This is a genomic window from Gordonia sp. KTR9, from assembly GCF_000143885.2.
Lineage (GTDB): Bacteria > Actinomycetota > Actinomycetes > Mycobacteriales > Mycobacteriaceae > Gordonia.
In genome coordinates this window covers 293,696-310,326 of sequence record NC_018581.1, presented here as the reverse complement: position 1 = coordinate 310,326, position 16,631 = coordinate 293,696, and the positions used below count along the sequence as shown (strand labels likewise).

Annotated in this window: 13 protein-coding genes; 2 read left to right on the top strand and 11 right to left on the bottom strand. The window is 66.0% G+C overall.

The features are described from left to right. Nucleotides 1-29 precede the first annotated feature (29 nt). The 9 genes from KTR9_RS02115 to KTR9_RS02075 all read right to left on the bottom strand — a co-directional run bounded on the left by KTR9_RS02115 (nucleotide 30) and on the right by KTR9_RS02075 (nucleotide 10,112). Nucleotides 30-881, bottom strand: a complete 852-nt coding sequence (locus tag KTR9_RS02115; protein WP_014925012.1) for an ABC transporter ATP-binding protein — start codon at nucleotides 879-881, stop codon at nucleotides 30-32. After that, nucleotides 871-1,815, bottom strand: coding sequence for an ABC transporter ATP-binding protein (locus KTR9_RS02110; RefSeq protein WP_014925011.1), 945 nt, complete (start codon nucleotides 1,813-1,815; stop codon nucleotides 871-873). The genes KTR9_RS02115 and KTR9_RS02110 overlap by 11 nt, the downstream gene beginning before the upstream one ends. 5 nt (nucleotides 1,816-1,820) lie before the next feature. After that, the gene (locus KTR9_RS02105) at nucleotides 1,821-2,702 is read right to left on the bottom strand and encodes an ABC transporter permease (protein WP_014925010.1); all 882 of its coding nucleotides are present in this window, start codon (nucleotides 2,700-2,702) and stop codon (nucleotides 1,821-1,823) included. A gap of 1 nt (nucleotide 2,703) precedes the next feature. After that, complete coding sequence (locus KTR9_RS02100) at nucleotides 2,704-3,759, bottom strand: ABC transporter permease (RefSeq protein ID WP_014925009.1); 1,056 nt, start codon at nucleotides 3,757-3,759, stop codon at nucleotides 2,704-2,706. 22 nt (nucleotides 3,760-3,781) lie between these two features. After that, a complete protein-coding gene (locus tag KTR9_RS02095) occupies nucleotides 3,782-4,819 on the bottom strand; it encodes an LLM class flavin-dependent oxidoreductase (RefSeq protein ID WP_014925008.1) in 1,038 nt (345 codons plus the stop codon). A 50-nt stretch (nucleotides 4,820-4,869) separates the two neighbouring features. Further along, nucleotides 4,870-6,408, bottom strand: coding sequence for an ABC transporter substrate-binding protein (locus KTR9_RS02090; protein WP_014925007.1), 1,539 nt, complete (start codon nucleotides 6,406-6,408; stop codon nucleotides 4,870-4,872). Nucleotides 6,409-6,466: 58 nt separating this feature from the next. Continuing rightward, a complete protein-coding gene (locus KTR9_RS02085) occupies nucleotides 6,467-7,852 on the bottom strand; it encodes an LLM class flavin-dependent oxidoreductase (RefSeq protein ID WP_014925006.1) in 1,386 nt (461 codons plus the stop codon). A gap of 147 nt (nucleotides 7,853-7,999) precedes the next feature. Beyond that, complete coding sequence (locus tag KTR9_RS02080) at nucleotides 8,000-9,364, bottom strand: aminotransferase class I/II-fold pyridoxal phosphate-dependent enzyme (protein ID WP_014925005.1); 1,365 nt, start codon at nucleotides 9,362-9,364, stop codon at nucleotides 8,000-8,002. Between the two features lie 49 nt (nucleotides 9,365-9,413). Continuing rightward, entirely contained in the window at nucleotides 9,414-10,112 is a 699-nt protein-coding gene (locus tag KTR9_RS02075) for an alpha/beta hydrolase (RefSeq protein ID WP_014925004.1), read from the bottom strand. A gap of 175 nt (nucleotides 10,113-10,287) precedes the next feature. On the opposite strand from KTR9_RS02075, the gene KTR9_RS02070 reads away from it, so the two are divergent. Together KTR9_RS02070 and KTR9_RS02065 are read left to right on the top strand one after the other, a co-directional pair. After that, entirely contained in the window at nucleotides 10,288-11,586 is a 1,299-nt protein-coding gene (locus tag KTR9_RS02070) for an O-acetylhomoserine aminocarboxypropyltransferase/cysteine synthase family protein (protein ID WP_014925003.1), read from the top strand. Nucleotide 11,587: 1 nt separating this feature from the next. Then, nucleotides 11,588-12,655, top strand: a complete 1,068-nt coding sequence (locus KTR9_RS02065; protein WP_014925002.1) for an LLM class flavin-dependent oxidoreductase — start codon at nucleotides 11,588-11,590, stop codon at nucleotides 12,653-12,655. Nucleotides 12,656-12,685: 30 nt separating this feature from the next. On the opposite strand, the gene KTR9_RS02060 is transcribed toward KTR9_RS02065, so the two are convergent. Beyond that, nucleotides 12,686-13,585: an arginase family protein gene (locus KTR9_RS02060; protein ID WP_014925001.1), complete on the bottom strand. Its 900-nt coding sequence runs from the start codon at nucleotides 13,583-13,585 to the stop codon at nucleotides 12,686-12,688. Between the two features lie 175 nt (nucleotides 13,586-13,760). Beyond that, the gene (locus tag KTR9_RS02055; RefSeq protein WP_443134924.1) at nucleotides 13,761-16,628 is read right to left on the bottom strand and encodes an MMPL/RND family transporter; all 2,868 of its coding nucleotides are present in this window, start codon (nucleotides 16,626-16,628) and stop codon (nucleotides 13,761-13,763) included. Nucleotides 16,629-16,631: the final 3 nt, after the last annotated feature.

Below are 16,631 nucleotides of genomic sequence, written 5' to 3'. Positions count from 1 at the left end.
CCCCGGCACGAGCTGCTCTTCGATCGGGGTCAGACGGCGCCGTCGTGCTCGGCGACCAGTTGCCGAAGCCGCTCGCGTTCCAGCCGATCGGTGGCCCCGCCACGCAGGGTCGGTGCGGACTTGACGAGGAGTCGGCTGTACGGGTGATCGGGCCGACGGAGCACCTCGTCGGTGGCTCCGTCTTCCACGATCGAACCGCGATAGAGAACGAGGAGACGGTCGGTCACGCCGGCCACCGACCCGAGATCGTGAGAGATGAACAGCAGTGTGGTGCCGCTGTCACGCAGCGAGGCGAGGATCTCGATCACATTGACCCGATTCGCCGAATCGAGAGCGCTGACCGGCTCGTCGAGGATGATCAACCGCGGATCGGTGATGAGCGCACGTGCGACCGCGACCCGTTGTCGCTGACCGCCGGAGATCTCGGCGGGGAACCGGCCGAGGACATCGGGGTCGAGCGAGACGCTCGCGAGTCTTGCCGCAACCTTGGCCTCGACCTCGTCGCGGCGGTATCGGCCACTGATCTCGAGGGGTTCGGCGAGCGACTGGGCTATCGTCCGCTCCGGATCGAGGCTGCGGAGCGGGTCCTGAAACACGTACTGCACGATGCCTTCTCGGCGAAACGTCCGCCAGCGCGCCCGGTCGAAGGACGTCACCTCAGTTCCGTCGATGTGTATCTCTCCGGCGTCGACGTCGGCGAGGCCGAGGACAGCTCGGGCGATGGTGGACTTGCCCGAACCGGTCTCACCGACCAGACCGAGAGCCTCGCCCGGGGCGATCGTGAAGCTGACGTCGCGGAGCACCTGTTGACGACGATGTCCGCGACCGTAGCTCACCCCCAGGTCCCTGACGTCGAGAAGCGGTGTCCGGTCAGACGACATGTGCGGCCCCCGTCTGTGCGATCTCCGTCGTGTACTTGCCGATGCCGTAGCGTTCGTGCTCGTCGACGAGCATCCGGGTGTAGTCGTGGCTCGGGCGATGGAGGACATCAGACGTGCGACCGCGGTCGACGACGAGGCCGTCACGGAAGACGATCACCTGGTCGGCGACCTGGGACACCACCGCCAGGTCGTGCGATACGACGATGAGCGAGAGGTTGTGTCGTTCCACGAGATCGGCGATGAGGTCGAGGACCTCGGCCTGAACGGTCACATCGAGGGCTGTCGTCGCTTCGTCGGCGATCAGGATGCGAGGCTCGAGCGAGACCGCGATGGCGAGGGCGACCCGTTGCAGCATCCCGCCCGAGAGCTCATGCGGGTATTGGCGAGAAACCCACTCGGGCTCCCGGATTCGCACCTCGTCGAGCAATTCGAGCGCTCGACGGCCGGCGGCCCGACGCCCGAGTCCACGTTTGACCCGCAGGACTTCCGCGATCTGCTTCCCGATCGAGATGGACGGGTTCAGATACGACCCCGGGTCCTGGAAGACGGCGGTGATCCCGGTGCCGCGAAGACGGTTCCAGTCCGTCACGCTGTGACCGGAGATGTCCTCACCGAACAGTTCGATCGTCCCTCCGGTGACCGACAGGCCGTTCGGCAACAGACCGAGTACCGCTCGCAGGCTGATCGACTTTCCACTGCCGGACTCGCCGACGATGCCGAGAGTCTCACCCCGTCGGAGTTCGAAATCGACTCCGCCCACGAGCACGGAGCCACTCACCTCGTCGGTGATGCGGAGCCCGTCCACACGCAGGATGGTCTCCGGAGTGGTGGAATCGGTTGTCTCGGAATTTGTCTCGGACATCCGGACCGAAGTCGCCTGGGCCGCGCTTGTCTGGGCTGCGGTTGTCTGGGGCAAGGTTGTCTGGGTCGACATCGCGGTCAGGCTCCCTGTGTCGTGGCGGATGGCGCCGTGGTCGCGTCCCGGCGACGCGGACGAGTGAGTAGCTGACGGCCGGAGACGCCTCGGACATCGCGGATGACGTCGGCCAGAACGTTGAACGCCCAGACCACGATGATGATGGGAATCGCCGGGATCAACGGGGCGTAGGGACGGAAGGTGAGGTACCCCAGGTCCGAAGCGAGCATTCCGCCCCAGGTCGGGGCGGGCGGCTGGACACCGATGCCGAGGAAGCTCAGCGCCGCGACGGTGATGAGTCCGATGCCGAGGGTGCTCGCGAACACGACCGCGACGGCCGGGAGAACCTTCTTGGCCACATGTTTCCGCACGATCCAGGACACGTCGGCGCCGGCGATACGGGCTGCTTCGACGTACTGAGAATGTGCCACCGCGAGCGTCGCGGCGCGGGCGACACGGTAGAAGGCGGGCGCGGTGAGCACACCGACGACGATCATCGCCTGCGTGACAGCGTTACCGAGCAAAGCGGTCACCGCAACGGCGAAGACGAGGAACGGTAGTGCGACGAGGGTGTCGACGAGGCGGAGCGTCGACCATTCGAACACCCGGCCCGAGTAGACCGACAACACGCCGGGCACGGCGCCGATCACGAGTCCGATCACCGCGACCTGGACAGCGCTGAGCAGACTCAACGGGGTTCCGGCCAGCAGTCGGCTGAGGGTGTCGCGACCGAGGTAGTCGGTTCCGAACCAATGCTGGGCCGAGGGACCGGCGAGAATGTCCGGCGAGCCCTCCAACGGGTCGTACGGCGCCAGTAGCGGGCCGAAGACGACGAGGAAGAAGGCGATGCCGATGACGATCAGGGCAACGCGGCCGCTGCGGACCGCCCAGATGTCGCGAATCATGTCAGAGACCTCTCGTCGACGCGGGCACCAGTCGGTTCAGGAGGATGTTGACGATCAGGTTGAACCCGACCACCAACACGATCGAGATGACCAGGACGCCTTGGACCGCGGGCACGTCGCCCCGTTGTGCCGCGTCGGCCGCGAACCTGCCGTACCCCGCGATACCGAAGATGGCCTCGGTGACGACCGCGCCACCGAGCAGCGCGGGGAATTTGAGTCCGAGGAGCGCCAGAGTCGGGCCGATACCGTTCCGGAGGGCGTGGACGAAGAAGATGCGTCGGGATCCGAGCCCACGAACCTGTGCGCCGATGATGTAGTTCTGGTCATAGGCGTCGACGAGGCCGACTCGTGTCTGGCGCGCGACCTCGGCCACGGTGTCGACGCTGAGGGCGATCGCGGGCAGGGTGGCGAACCAGAGCCAGGACCCGAAGCCCTCGGACATCGGCGTGTATCCGGCTGCGGGGAACCATCCGAGACCGACGGCGAAGATCGACACGAGAAGGATGCCCACGATGAACGGCGGCATGGTGGAGATCAGGGTGGAGAAGGCGGTGATCGACCGGTCGAGGAGCGAGGTCGGTCGAGAGGCCGCCAATCCGCCGAGCAGCAGCCCCACCACCACTCCGATGACAAGTGCCAAGCCCGCGATGGACAGGCTGATGAGCGCGCGGTCGAAGAGGATCTCCGACACCGGGAACCCGTTGTGCCAGCTGTTGCCGAGATCTCCGCGCAGGACCGAACCGAACCAGTCGAAGTACTGGATCAGGAAGGGACGGTCGAGTCCCCACTCGCGTTCGATCTGGGCGACGAGTTCGGGCGTGGCATTGTCACCCGCCTGGAGATAGGCCGGACTGAGGCCGCTGATCGCCTGCAGCGAGAACGTGATGAAGGTGGCGATGATGAAGACCGGAATGAAGATCCCGATCGAACGCAGGACAGTGACCCCGATACGTCGTGCGGTCGCCGTTCGCGAACTCCGACGCCGTGGCCGGACACTGCTCGGAGTCAGGGCTGCGGGTTCTCGGTTGTGAGGCTCGCTCACCTGTGCGATGACCATGGCTTCTCCTCGGTGACCGGGTTCAGCCGACCGCGACCGGCGCGGCAGCGTGCGCCAGGCCGGCCTCGGGGTACGGCGCCGCCGGCAGCTGGGGATGAATCGCCTCGGCGATCACCGCCAGACTCTCGCGATAGTGGTGATCGGACAGGCCCAGCGGCACGCTGAAGAGGTAGTCGGTCGCCGCGTTCGCCGCCGAGTCCGCAGCGAGTTCGGCGACGATCTCCTCCGGGGTGCCGTGCAGGATGTAGAAGTCGCGCATGAGGTCTGCGGGCGACGAGCCGGGGTTGGCCCACGGCAGCGCCGTCGGGTAGCGCTCGAGGTAGTCGGCGAACAGGCGTCTCGCGTCCTCCTTGCTCTCCGCAGGAAGAACCGAACGGGACACCCCGATCCGGGGTGTGCGGTCGGACGGAAGCTCATTCACATACGCCTCGACGAGGAGCGCCTGCACCTCGCCGGTGGGTCCGCCCTGCGCAAACCGGTGGAGTTGCAGACCATCTCCGGATCGCCCGATGTCACGCGCGGTGTCCGGCTTCGACGTCGCCTGCCACAGTCGTTGCGGTAGCTGCCCTGCGGGCGGATAGAAGCCGAAAGCCTGCCCCTCCGAGACGTGTTCGAGGTGGAAAGCGTCCCTCAGCCGCGTCAGCGCGTCGTGATACAGACTCTCGCGCTGCGCCTCGTCCAGGTCGTACACGTTGTACGCGGCGGTGGAGAACCCGCCTCCATTGCCCTTACCGACACCGAGTTCGAGCCGATCCCCACTCAGTGTGTTGACGACCGCGGCCGACTCGGCAAGTCGCAGTGGATGATCGAATGCCAACGGGATGACCGCGGTACCGAGGCGCAGCCGCTGTGTGCGCTGCGACAGAGCACTGAGCAGGACGAGCGAAGAGGGAAGACCGATGTTGGAGAACCGGCCCTCGGCCACCCAGTACGTCTGGTAACCGAGCGATTCCGCTCTCACCGCGTTCGTGAGAAGCACGTCATAACCCGCGGCGGCGTCCGTCTCGGTGAGCGGCACCTCGAACAGGGCGAGTCCGGGGCGAACAGGAAGGAGAGACATGGGATGTCCTTGTCGGTGATGATCGTGCCGAGCGGTGGTGAGGGTCTCGATCAGCTGTTGGCGCCGACGGTGATTCCGCGCCAGTTCAGGAACCCCTCGCGATTGTCGAAGTCCGACGAGAGGTCCGCCGACGCCGCCCAGGTGATGGCTTGTGCGTAGAGCGGGATGGTGGAGCCCTCCAGGAATCCGGCGACCGATGTCTCCCGTGCCTTGTCCGGGTAGTCGGCAGCGTCGATCGGCGTCGCCCGCAACGCGGCCAGGGCGGACTGGAATGCGCCTGGGGAGTACGGGGAACTGAGATTGAGCACCCCGCCGACGTCATAGTGTTCGGTCAGCGTCTGCGCCTGGGAGTTCCGGCCGACGTACCCGTAGGTGGAGAACGCCTGGCTCTTGGCGAAGTACCCCTTCGACCAGTTCGGGTTCTTGTTGATGCTGACACGCACACCGATCGCGGCGAACTGCGACTGGATCAGCTCGAGCTGGGAATCGGGCACGAAGGGAGCGGAATCGAGCGTGATGTCCAGACCGTCTGGGTAACCGGCTGCGGCGAGGAGGCTCTTGGCCTTCGAGGGGTCATACGGGAACGCACCCTCGAGTTCTTCGGCATACAGCGGGTGTCCCTTGGGGAGTAGCTGATGCGCGACCTGACCTTCTCCCACGGTCACCTTGTCGACGAACTCCTGCGAGTTGACGGCGGCTCGGAATGCCTCGACCACGCGCGGGTCATCGAACGGTTCGAGGTTGCGATTGACACTGAGGAACTGCACCGACCAGTTCTTGGAGATGTCCCGGACGACGTTCAGGCCTGCGTCGCGCGCCCGCTGCACCTGGTTCTGGTCGAGGGTCACGAAGTTGTAGACACCGGTCTGGGCCGACGACACCAGACTCGTGGGATCGTTGCCGAATCTGATTTCCATCCGGTCGATCTTGATGTTGTCGGCGTCCCAATAACCCTGGAACTTCTCCAGGATGATGTGTGACTCGGGAACGAGTTCGACGACCTTGAACGGACCGGCGCCCACGGGATTGCGGGTGTTGAGCGCCTCGACGTCCTTCTCGCTCGCCGCCTTGCTCGTGATGAGTCCGGCGCGAATGCTGAACAGATAGGGGATCTGGTAGTCGACGCTCTTCAGGTTGACGGTGAAGTTCAGATCGTCGTCCACCACCACATCTTTGATGTTCCGGTACGACCCGATGAGCGCGCTGTTCTCCTGGTTGATCGCACGGTCGATGTAGTACTTGAGCGCATCTGCGTTCACCGGACTGCCGTCGTGGAAGGTCAGTCCCGGGCGGAGGGTGAAGGTCACCGCGGTCCCGTCGGCGTTGTACTTCCAGCTCTCGGCCAGCGCCGGTGCGGGATTGCCGTTCTCGTCCTGGGTGAGCAGCGGCTCGTAGATCGGCGTGAGGTTGATGGTCGCACCTGTCGCGCCGGTGACGACCGGGTCCCAGTCCCCCGGTGGAGGTCCGGACTGGCCCCACTTGACGACGTTGCCGGCGGAGGAACCGCTCGGCGACCCACAGCCCGCGAGCGCCAGTAAGGAGACGGCAACGAGTGCTACGAGTGCCTTGCGGCGGCGGGTGAGCTTCATCGGATGGCTTTCGTTGGGAGAGGTGTTCGTGAAGTGGGATGTTCGGAGAGTTCGGTGTTCAGACCGTCGCGGGAACGGCGGTGTCGATCGGCGTGGGCTCCGCGCCGTTCTCGGACCGTGAACGGGTGTAACGGTTCTCGATGAACGGCAGGCCCAGGTTGCCGCGCAGGGTGTCGTGCTCGTACTCGTCACGGACCGCACCCCGCTCCCGGAGGATCGGCAGGACCTCGCCGACGAAGCGACGGAACTGAGCCGGATGACCGATGTGAATGTTGATGCCGTCCAGAGCACGACCGTCGAGCCAACGCTGCAGTTCGTTTGCCACGGTCTCGGCGCTACCGGTGAACGGAGACTTCTTGGGCGCGTTCAGCGTCTCCACGGTCTGCCGCAGGGTGAAGCCGTTCGCCGACGCGAGCTCGGTGATCTTCTTCGCCTGTGTGTAGAAGCTTCGTTCGGCGTCGGCGAGGGCTTCCTGCGGGAAGGGAGCGTCGAGGTCGTACCGGCTGAAGTCGTGCCAACCGAAGGGTCGGCCCAGCTCTCGGAGTGAGCGCTGAAAATCGTTGTCTGCCAGCTGGGTCTCGCGCTCTATCTCCCGGGCTTCATCATCGGTGTCACCTACGGTGATGAACGCCCCGGGGAGGACGACAAGCTCCTCCGGCGACCGCCCGTACGCCGCTGCGCGCGACTTGATGTCGGAGTAGAACGCAACGCCCGCTTCGAAATTCGGTGCGTGCGTGAAGATACCTTCACCGAACCGAGCACCCAGGTCACGTCCCTGATCGGAGTCTCCGGCCTGGAAGATCACCGGCTGTCCCTGGGCGGATCGGGAGATGTTGAGCGGACCCGTCACCGAGAAGTACTCACCGCGATGGTTGAGCGTGTGCTGCCTCGACGGATCGAGGAAACGCTTCGTGGCCCGGTCGCGGACGAACGCGTCGTCCTCGTACGAATCCCAGAGAGCCTGGACGACCTCGAGGTGTTCGGCGGCGCGGCCGTAGCGCGTGGCGTAGTCGTAGTGCTCGTCCAGCCCGTAGTTTCCTGCCGTGCCACCGTCACCACTCGTCACCACATTCCAGCCGGCGCGTCCCCGGCTGATCAGGTCGAGTGATGCGAACCGGCGAGCCACGTTGAAGGGCTGATTGTACGAAGTGGTCAGAGTGCCGACGAGCCCGATGTTGTTGGTGGACACCGCGAGAGCGGAGAGAAGGGTCAGGGGCTCGAGCCGGTTCAGGTAGTGCGGTGGGGAATCGGCGGTGATGAACTGGCTGTCGACGATGAACACCAGATCGAACTTCGCCTCTTCGGCGAGGCGCGCGTATTCGATGTACCAATCGATGTCGACGCTCGCGTCGCCCGGGATCTCCGGGTCGAGCCACGTGTACGGGTGGCCGGGACCGCCGGTCGGAGTGAGGACTGCGCCCAGCTTCAGCTGCCGTCTCAACATGATCGTGCTCCTTCATATGGCTACGGGCGCGTGCACCCACAAGGTCTGTTTCACAGGATATTCAGAGAACCGACGGACGCCGAGTATTAAATTCCGCTTGCTCCGAACACATTTCGAATGTTGATCAGATGACCGAACAAAACAGTGTCAATCGAAGAACTCCCGCGACGACTCTGTGATGGCCACCGCCACGAGGTCCGCGAGTTGCCGGATGCTCTCGGCGTCGTCGGGTAGCTGGGTCGCCGAGATGCGCAACATGTGGCGGTCGCGGACATCGACGAACGACCGGGATCCGGAACCGACCGAGATCCCCTGCCGGGCAAGAGCAACGAGCCCTGCCGTCTCGTCCTCCACAGGCACCCACACCACCAGACTCCGCGGTCCCGCGAAGGCCTCGATGCCTCGCTCGCGCAGCGCGGCCAGCAGTTGTGCACGCCGGGACGCGTATCGCTCGCGCGCTCGGGCGACGGCTCGCTCGGCGTCGTCACTCGCGATCAGATAGGCCAGCGTGTTCTGCAAGATCCTGCTGTTGGACCCGACGCCGTGACTGCGCTTCTTCATCGCGGCGTCGATCAGGTGCCGCGAACCTCCGAGCACCGAGGTTCGGACGTCGATGCCATAAGCCTTGCAGTAGCTCCGAATTCGGACGACCCGGTCCGGGAAAACGCCACCGAGGGACGGGAGCGGTTCTGATTCCAGCGGCCCGATCGAATCGTCCTCGATGATCCAGACAGCAGGATGACGCTCCAGGACCCGCGCGAGCTCGCCGGCCCGCTCATCTGTGACGACGTGGTCGACGCCGAACGGGGCACCTGGCTGGAACACGAAGGCGGATGCTCCCGCCCGAAGTGCGGCGTCGAGTTCGTCCGCGCGAGGCCCGTGCGCGTCGGTACCGATGCCGATTGCGATCAGGCCCAGGTCACGGATCGTGTCCAGCACTCCCGGTCCGAGTGGTTCGTCCACGGCGATGGTGGATCCGACGGGCGCCGCGGCCTCGATCGCGAGTAACAGCGCCTCGGTGCCGCCGCCGGCGGTGGCCCATGCCTGCGGCTCGAAGGGCCAGGTCGGCGACGCCGCGGCTCGCAGACGTTCGGTCATGATCTCGCGGCCGAAAACATTGAGGGTCTCGGCACCGAGACTCGCGACCAGCGCGTCGGACAAGGACGGCTGCAGTGCCAGGTCCGGGGCATTCTGAGCGAGGTCGACGCCGCGCCACTCGCGAAGACCCCGCTCGGGAACGCTGTCCTCCGGAGGGAGTACCACGGTGCCACCACGACGCCGGGTCTGAACGATCCCCTGTTCCTGAAGTTTTCCCCACGCCTGCAAGATCGAACCGACGCTGAGGTCACTGACCTTCGCCAACGTACGGACGGTCGGCAGTCTGGACCCCGGGGGGAGTTCGCCCGAGTGAACGAGATCAGCGACCGCATCCGCCAATTCACCACGGCGGTCGGCCACCCGCGCCAACAGCCATGACGGGTCGACGATCTCCGGGTCGGTGACTACCGTCACTCCACTTCTCCCCTCACCGCTGTCGGCGGGTTCGGTCCTGACTTCGCGACTACGAGGCGAGGGTCCGGACGGGCTCACGACGGAGCAGGTCCTGGCCTCCGGGTTCGCGCAATCGCTCGAGGAACTGGACGATCTCCGCGGCGACGCTGCGGTGGGTCACGTCGTTGAGGATGTCGTGGCGACCACCGCGGACCAGCGTGAGACGTACGTCGGGCAGCGCGGTCGAGGCCGCGAGCACCGGGTCGACCGGGCTCACCGTGTCGGCGTCGCCGTGCACGAGCAGCACCGGGGACGTCACGCGCGCGAGCGACTCGGGGGTCGCGACGGACGTCGCCTCCTGCAGCGCCCCTCGGTCTATCGCATCGGGTTTCCCCAGTACGCCACGATGGACCGGACACGCGGACCGCGCGTCGAGCTCCGCGTCCCACTCGCTCGGGAGGGCCGGCGGACCGTCGACGAGTAGCCCTGCCAGGACGATCCCGGTGACAGCCGGATACTCGGGCGCGATGTCGAGCGCAGTCACCGCGCCACTGTCTGATCCGACGACGACCAGGGGGCCCGGGATCTGCGAAGACGAGAGCGCGCGGGCCACGGACTCACGGGCATTCTCCACGACCGTGACGCGGTACCCATCGAATGCGATCCGCCGCGCGAACCGCCCATACACGTCGGCGTGCTCACCACGTCCGGCGATGACCACCACCGAACCTCGTGCGTTGGCGTCGGGTTCCAGCCACTCGGTGCTCACGGTGTGTCCCTCGTTCCGGTCGATCTCGGACTGCTGATGACGCAACCCTGACCGATGCGGGGGCGAGCGAACAACAATATGGATCACGCCGAGCAGAACTGGTGTGTTCGTCGAACATTCAGTGTTTTGTTTCGAACAATCCCCACCGCGACGTAGAGAAGGATCGAGCACACTCATGCCCCAGTCCCCAGGGTTCGCGACCCGCCAGGTTCGCTCGGGATACACGCCGGGTACCGCACAGAACACGGTGATCCCACCGATCTACCAGTCGGTCGCCTACGACTTCGGTGACTTCGCTCAGGCACGCGACATCTTCTCGCTGCGTCGGACGGGAAACCTGTACAGCCGCACCGGCAACCCGACCCAAACGGTCTTCGAACAGCGCATCGCCGATCTCGACGGAGGGGTTGCGGCGCTGGCGACCGCGTCCGGGCAGTCGGCGGTGGCAGTGGCCCTGCTCACGCTCGCCAAGACCGGTGAGCACATCGTCGCCGCGCGTCAGTTATACGGCGGCACAGTCGATCTCCTCACCGACACCTTCGCGGACTTCGGTATCGAGGTGACCCTCGTCGACCAGGACGACCTCGACGGGTGGCGCGACGCCGCCCGGCCGGAGACCCGAGCGTTCTTCGCCGAGACCATCGGCAACCCGGTGGCTTCGGTGCTGGACGTCGACGCCGTGGCGCGGATCGCCCATGAGGTCGGGGTGCCGTTCGTGGTCGACAACACCATCGCTACTCCATATCTTCTTCGCCCCAAAGAGTTCGGCGCCGACATCGCCGTCTATTCGGCGACCAAGTTCATCGGGGGCCACGGGACCTCACTCGGGGGCGTGGTGGTCGACCTCGGGACTTTCGACTTCGGGGCGGAACCGCAGCGGTGGCCGCAGTTCACCGAACCCTATCCGCGGATCGGTGACCTCGTTCTGTGGGACACGTTCGGACGCGACCGCAGCGCATTCCTCGTCTACGCGAAGACGAAACTCGTCCACGACCTCGGACCCGCCCTCTCGCCGTTCAACTCCTTCCAGCTCCTGCAGGGCGTAGAGACGCTGGACCTCCGCCTCGAGAGGCAGGTGTCGACGGCACTGACCGTCGCGCGGTTCCTCGATTCACACCCTGCGGTCACTCAGGTCCACCACCCGGGCCTTGCCGGCAACCCGTGGCACGCTGCTGCGCAACGTTATCTGCCCCGAGGCGCCGGGTCGGTGTTCTCCTTCGACCTCGTCGGCGACGAGCGCGAAGTGGAGAAGTTCATCAATTCGCTGCAGGTGTTCTCGATCGTCGCGAACATCGGCGACGTCCGCTCGCTGGTGGTGCACCCGGCCACCACCACCCACAGCCACTTCGACGACGAGCGCCTGGCGTCGGCCGGGTTCAGCAGAAGCACGATTCGACTGTCGATAGGGCTGGAGAGTCCCGACGACCTGGTCGACGATCTGCGCTCATCTCTCGACACGATCACGAAGGACTGACATGCATTTCGGTTACTGGACTCCGATCTATGGCGGCTTCCTGCGCAACGTCGGCGACGAGGCCATGCCCGCCACGTGGGACTACGTGAAGCGACTGTCACAGCTCGCGGATCGTCTCGGCTATCACACGACGCTCGTCCCCGAGCTGTATCTGAACGACCGGAAGGGTATTCACGCGCCCAGTCTCGAAGCGTGGTCGTTGTCGTCGGCGATCCTCGCCGTCACCGAGCGCCTTCGGGTGATGACGGCGGTGCGGGCCGGCTTCCACCTCCCGGCCGTCACCGCGAAAGAGTCCGCGACCATCACCGACATCGCAGGTGGTGCATCGTCGGATCCGGCACGCTTCGCCCTCAACGTCGTCGCGGCGTGGTGGGAGGAGGAGGCCAAGCAGTATGGTGGCGCTTTCACCCGGCATGACGAGCGTTACCGGCAGGCACAAGAGTTCGTCGACATCCTGCGTGGACTGTGGAATCACACTCCGTTCTCCTATGCGGGTGAACACTTCTCGGTCCACGACTCGATCCTGTCGCCGAAACCCGTCGCCCAGCCGCCGATCTTCGCCGGCGGGGAGAGCGAGGGCGGCCGCGAGTCGATTGCGACGTTCGCGGATTCCTATGTGCTACACGGCGGTACCGTCGACGAGGTCCGCGCCAAGATCGCCGACATGAACGACCGATCGCAGCGAATCCACCAGCGCGACATGGCCGAGTTCGGGATGTCGGCCTATGTGATCGTTCGCGACACCGAGGCGGAGGCACGGGCCGAACTCGACCGCATCACCACCATCGATCCTCGGTCACCGGGATACGCGTCATTCGAAGAGTTCGCGCGCAACTCCGAGCTCGACGTCGAGCTCACCAAGCGCGAGTACTCGGTCGGAACCCGCGGCCTCCGCCCGGAACTGGTGGGCACCCCCGAGGTGGTGGCCGAGAAGATCCGCGCCTACCAGGACGCCGGCCTCACACTCCTGCTGATCCAGTGTTCACCCGCCCACGACGAGCTCGAACGCATTGCGCAGCAGGTGTTTCCCCTCGTCCCTGAGGTCAGGACCGAGGTGGTCTCGGTCTGACCGGCTGACGTTCTCGTGCGTCGGGGCTGCCTAGGTGAAGGTCAGTGCCGACACGAGCGCCGCAACGAGCCGGGGTACCGCGGTGTGATCCGCTGACGCGTGCGCGGGGTCCAGCTGCCCGATCGACATCCCCAGACAATCCGGGTCGCGCAGGAGCGTGACCAGGGCCTGTTCGAGGACCGCAATCGTCGGTCCACTGTTCCGTCCGTTCACGTTCTCGGCGATCGGCGCGTCCAGGAAATCGAGCACGTCGACGTCGAGGTGCACCGCGAACGGTCCGGGGGCGAGCATGCTTCGCGCGCCGCGGGCCGCGTCTTCAGGGTCGTCGCAGAGCCTCGTCTGATCGACGATTGCAAGTCCCAGCGCAGTGGCCTGTTCGCGTTCCCACCCGGTTGTCTCCCGGGTCACATCCACCCCGAGATAGGCCAGGTCCGACGGGTGCAGTATCGGCGTGCGGTTCGTGAGGCCGACCAATTCGGGCGCAGCCCCCTCGAGGGCCAACGCGTGCGCCATACCCATCCAGCTCAGCGAACCCTCCGCTGTCGAGCGTGGCGTATTGAGATCAAGATGCCGGTCCACGTAGACGATGCGGGGGCGCTCCCCGCACAATGCCATCGCGGCGCACATCCCGACCGCAACCGTGCAGCTTCCGCCGAGCACGAGCAGACGCTGCCCGGCTGCGAGCAGGTCGGCCGCAGCTGCGGAGAGCTCGATCAGTGCATCCGTCTCGTCGCTCAGGTTCTGCGCGAACGGACTCTCGCGGTCGGGAAACCACAACCGGGTTGTCAGATCCCCCGCATCGACGACCTCCGCGCCGGTGGCCGCCAACTGCTCGACGAGACCAGCATCTCGCAACGCAGCGGGCGCTCGCTCTACGCCCACACAGTAGGCACCAGCACTGCTCGGCGCGCCCAACACCGTGATCTTCACTGACCCTCCTCGGTCCTGTCGTCAGGCCTGTGCCCACCGCGTGCCCGTCGACGGGGACAGTGAAACCCGTCGCTGCACGCCGAGTCACGCGTCCAACGACGTTTCCGTCACCGGGCCTGTCGACCGATCCCGTGTTCGCTGACGTAGGCCGTCATCTCTGCGAAGGCGCACTTCGTCAGACCCGTTGCGCGACTGGAGGAATCCCTTCCGCGACGCTTTCGTTCCCGATCGAGCGTCGCGGGGCCAGCGACACGAACGGCGTCGGCCACCAGAACCACCGGCCGGACAGCCGCGCGATCGCCGGCATGACCAGGGTTCGGACGATGAGCGTGTCGATGAGGAGTCCGATGGCGACGGTCGTGCCGATCTGCGCGACGTTGTGCGCGTAGCTGGCGAGCATCGCCAGCATCGTGATCCCGAACGTCAGACCTGCTTGCGTGACAACGCTTCCTGTTCCGACCATGGCGCGAATCAGCCCGGTGCCGCCGCCGGCGCCGTACTCTTCTCGAAAACGGCTGACCAGCAACATGTTGTAGTCGGCACCCACGGCCACCAGGAAGGTGAACGCGATGGGCGCGACCGACCAGTGCAGCGGATTACCGATGAGCCCCTGCCACAGGAACACCGACACCCCCATCGCGGACAGATAGGAGAGCCCGACGGTTCCGATCACTGCGAGCGCGGCCACGAGGCTGCGCAGCAGGACCAGGACCACGCAGAACACGAATGCGAAGGCGGCGACGACGATCGCGATGAAGTCCTCGTGGGCGAACGACTCGATGTTGAGGAGCGTGCCGCCCGGTCCGCCGATGCTGACCGTGGATCCGGCCAGCGACGTGTTCTTGATCGCCGCCAACGAGGTGGGTATCACCTCCGCGCTGACGTCCATCGCGTCACGGCTGAAGCCCTCGCGCTGCGGGGTGACGATCATCCGCGTCGCCTTGCCGTCGTCGGAGAAGTAGTACGGCATGCCGCTCTGGAAGAGCGGGCTCTCCAATGCCTGGCTGGGTAGGAAGAATCCACCGGCAGCGGGACTGCCCGCCGAGTATGCGCCGCTCACCTCGTCGAGGAAGTCGGTGATCTCGCCGACCTGCGGGAGCAGTGCACCCAGGGTGGTCCGCAACGGGCCGATGAGTTCACGGAGCTGCGTGACCGTGGCGCGCAGAATGGGGATCTGCCGCGCGGCGGTGGGCAGCGCTGCGCTCAGCGACCGGGTGCCGACGGCGAGGTCGCGGACGGAATCTCTCAGTGCGGGAACGTCATCGAGGACCGAGAGACCGGTCAGCGCGGTGCGGCAGGCGGCGACATCCTGGCACTGCGGGATCGAGTTCACGATCCCGCGCACCGGGGCGATCCCGGCCGTCAGGTCGTCGACCTTCGCCAGCGTCGACTCACTCGTCCGCTGCAGTTGCGTGGTGGCGTCGGACAACGCCCCCGCACCGGCCGCCCCTTGCCGCAGCGCCGCGTCGACTCCGTCGATGGCGGTGTCGAGATCGTCGATCGTCGCACCGATCGCGTCGAGGTCGGTGATGCGATCCCGCAGAAGCGACGTCATCTGGCCGAACCTGTTGCCGACGTACCCCGCCTGGGAGGTGAGGGTGCCTTGATCGAGGGTCTCACCGAGCGGGCGGGTGATCCCCTGGACCGCGCTCACACCGTCGATCGAGGCAACGGCATCGGTCAGCTGCGCGAGGGCGATCAGATCCGCCGAATTGCGCATGTCGTGGTCGGATTCGACGATCAGGACGCTCGGCGCCATGATGTTCGGCGGCAGATGCCGATCTGCGGCAGCGAATCCCACGTTCGCGGGTGAATCCGCCGGCTGGGCGCGGCGTTCGTTGTAGCTCGGCGCGTAGATCGAGAGCGGGATGATCATCACCGCGAGAACGGCGAGTGCGGCCGCGAGGACCGGGCCCGGCCAGCGCGCAACGGTGGTGCCGATCCGACGCCACCGTCGCGGTGACGCCGACTCCCGTGGCTCCACGAAGCCCAGTCGCGTGGCCACTGCCAGAACCGCGGGCCCCAGGGTCAGCGCGGCTGCGAGCGTGATGAGAATGGCTATGGTGCAGGGCAATCCGGACGTGCTGAACATGGCGAGGCGCGTCGCGGCCAGGCAGGCCATCGCACCGGCGACCGTCAGCGCCGACGCCACGACGATGTGCTGGACCCCTGCCAGCGCGTCGTAGTACGCGTCTTCACGGTCGCGTCCCTTGCGTCTCGCTTCCTGATACCGGCCGACGAGGAAGATCCCGTAGTTGGTGCCGGCGCCGAGGACGATCACCGCCGACAGCGCCGCGGCGAAGATCGAGACCTTGATGACCTCGTTCTCGGCCAAGAACGAAATGGTGGCGCGGGCCACGGCCAGCGCCAGTCCAACCCCGAGCAGCGGGACCAAGGCGGTGACGACGGATCGGTAGACCAGCAGCAACACGGCGCCGACCAGCAACGCGCACACCGAGACCAGCAGGATGATGGAGTCGTTGATCGCGACCATCTCGTCGTTGACCACCGCGGACGGCCCGGTGATGTGTACGTCGATTCCAGCTGGAGGCGTTGTCGCGGCGATGGTGTCGCGTGCGGACTGGGTCGACTCCATGGCCAGCGCGGTGCCCATGTTTCCGGCGAGGTTCACCAGGACGTAGGCGACGTGGCCATCAGCACTCTGGGCCGCCGGAGCGAGGTCCGGGTTCGACCAGAGGTCCATCGCGGAGTTGACGTGTTCGGTGTCAGCGGTGAGCGTCGTCAGCAACTCGTTGTAGTACGTGCGAGCTTCCGGCCCCAAGGGGTCGTCGCCCTCCATCAGGACATAGACGAAGTTGTTGCTGCCCCCGCCGCCGAAGTACTCCCCCATCTTGACCAGCGCCTGCACCGACGACGCCTCGTCTGGCAGGAACGACTGCGCGTGTTCGGTGACCGTTGACTCCAGCTGAGGCACAACGATGTTGAGACCGCCCGCGACGAGGAGCCAGACGACGATGACCGGTAGGGAACAGGCGTACAGGAAGCGGGCGAGGCGCGGACGTCCCGGACCGTGGTCACGCATCAC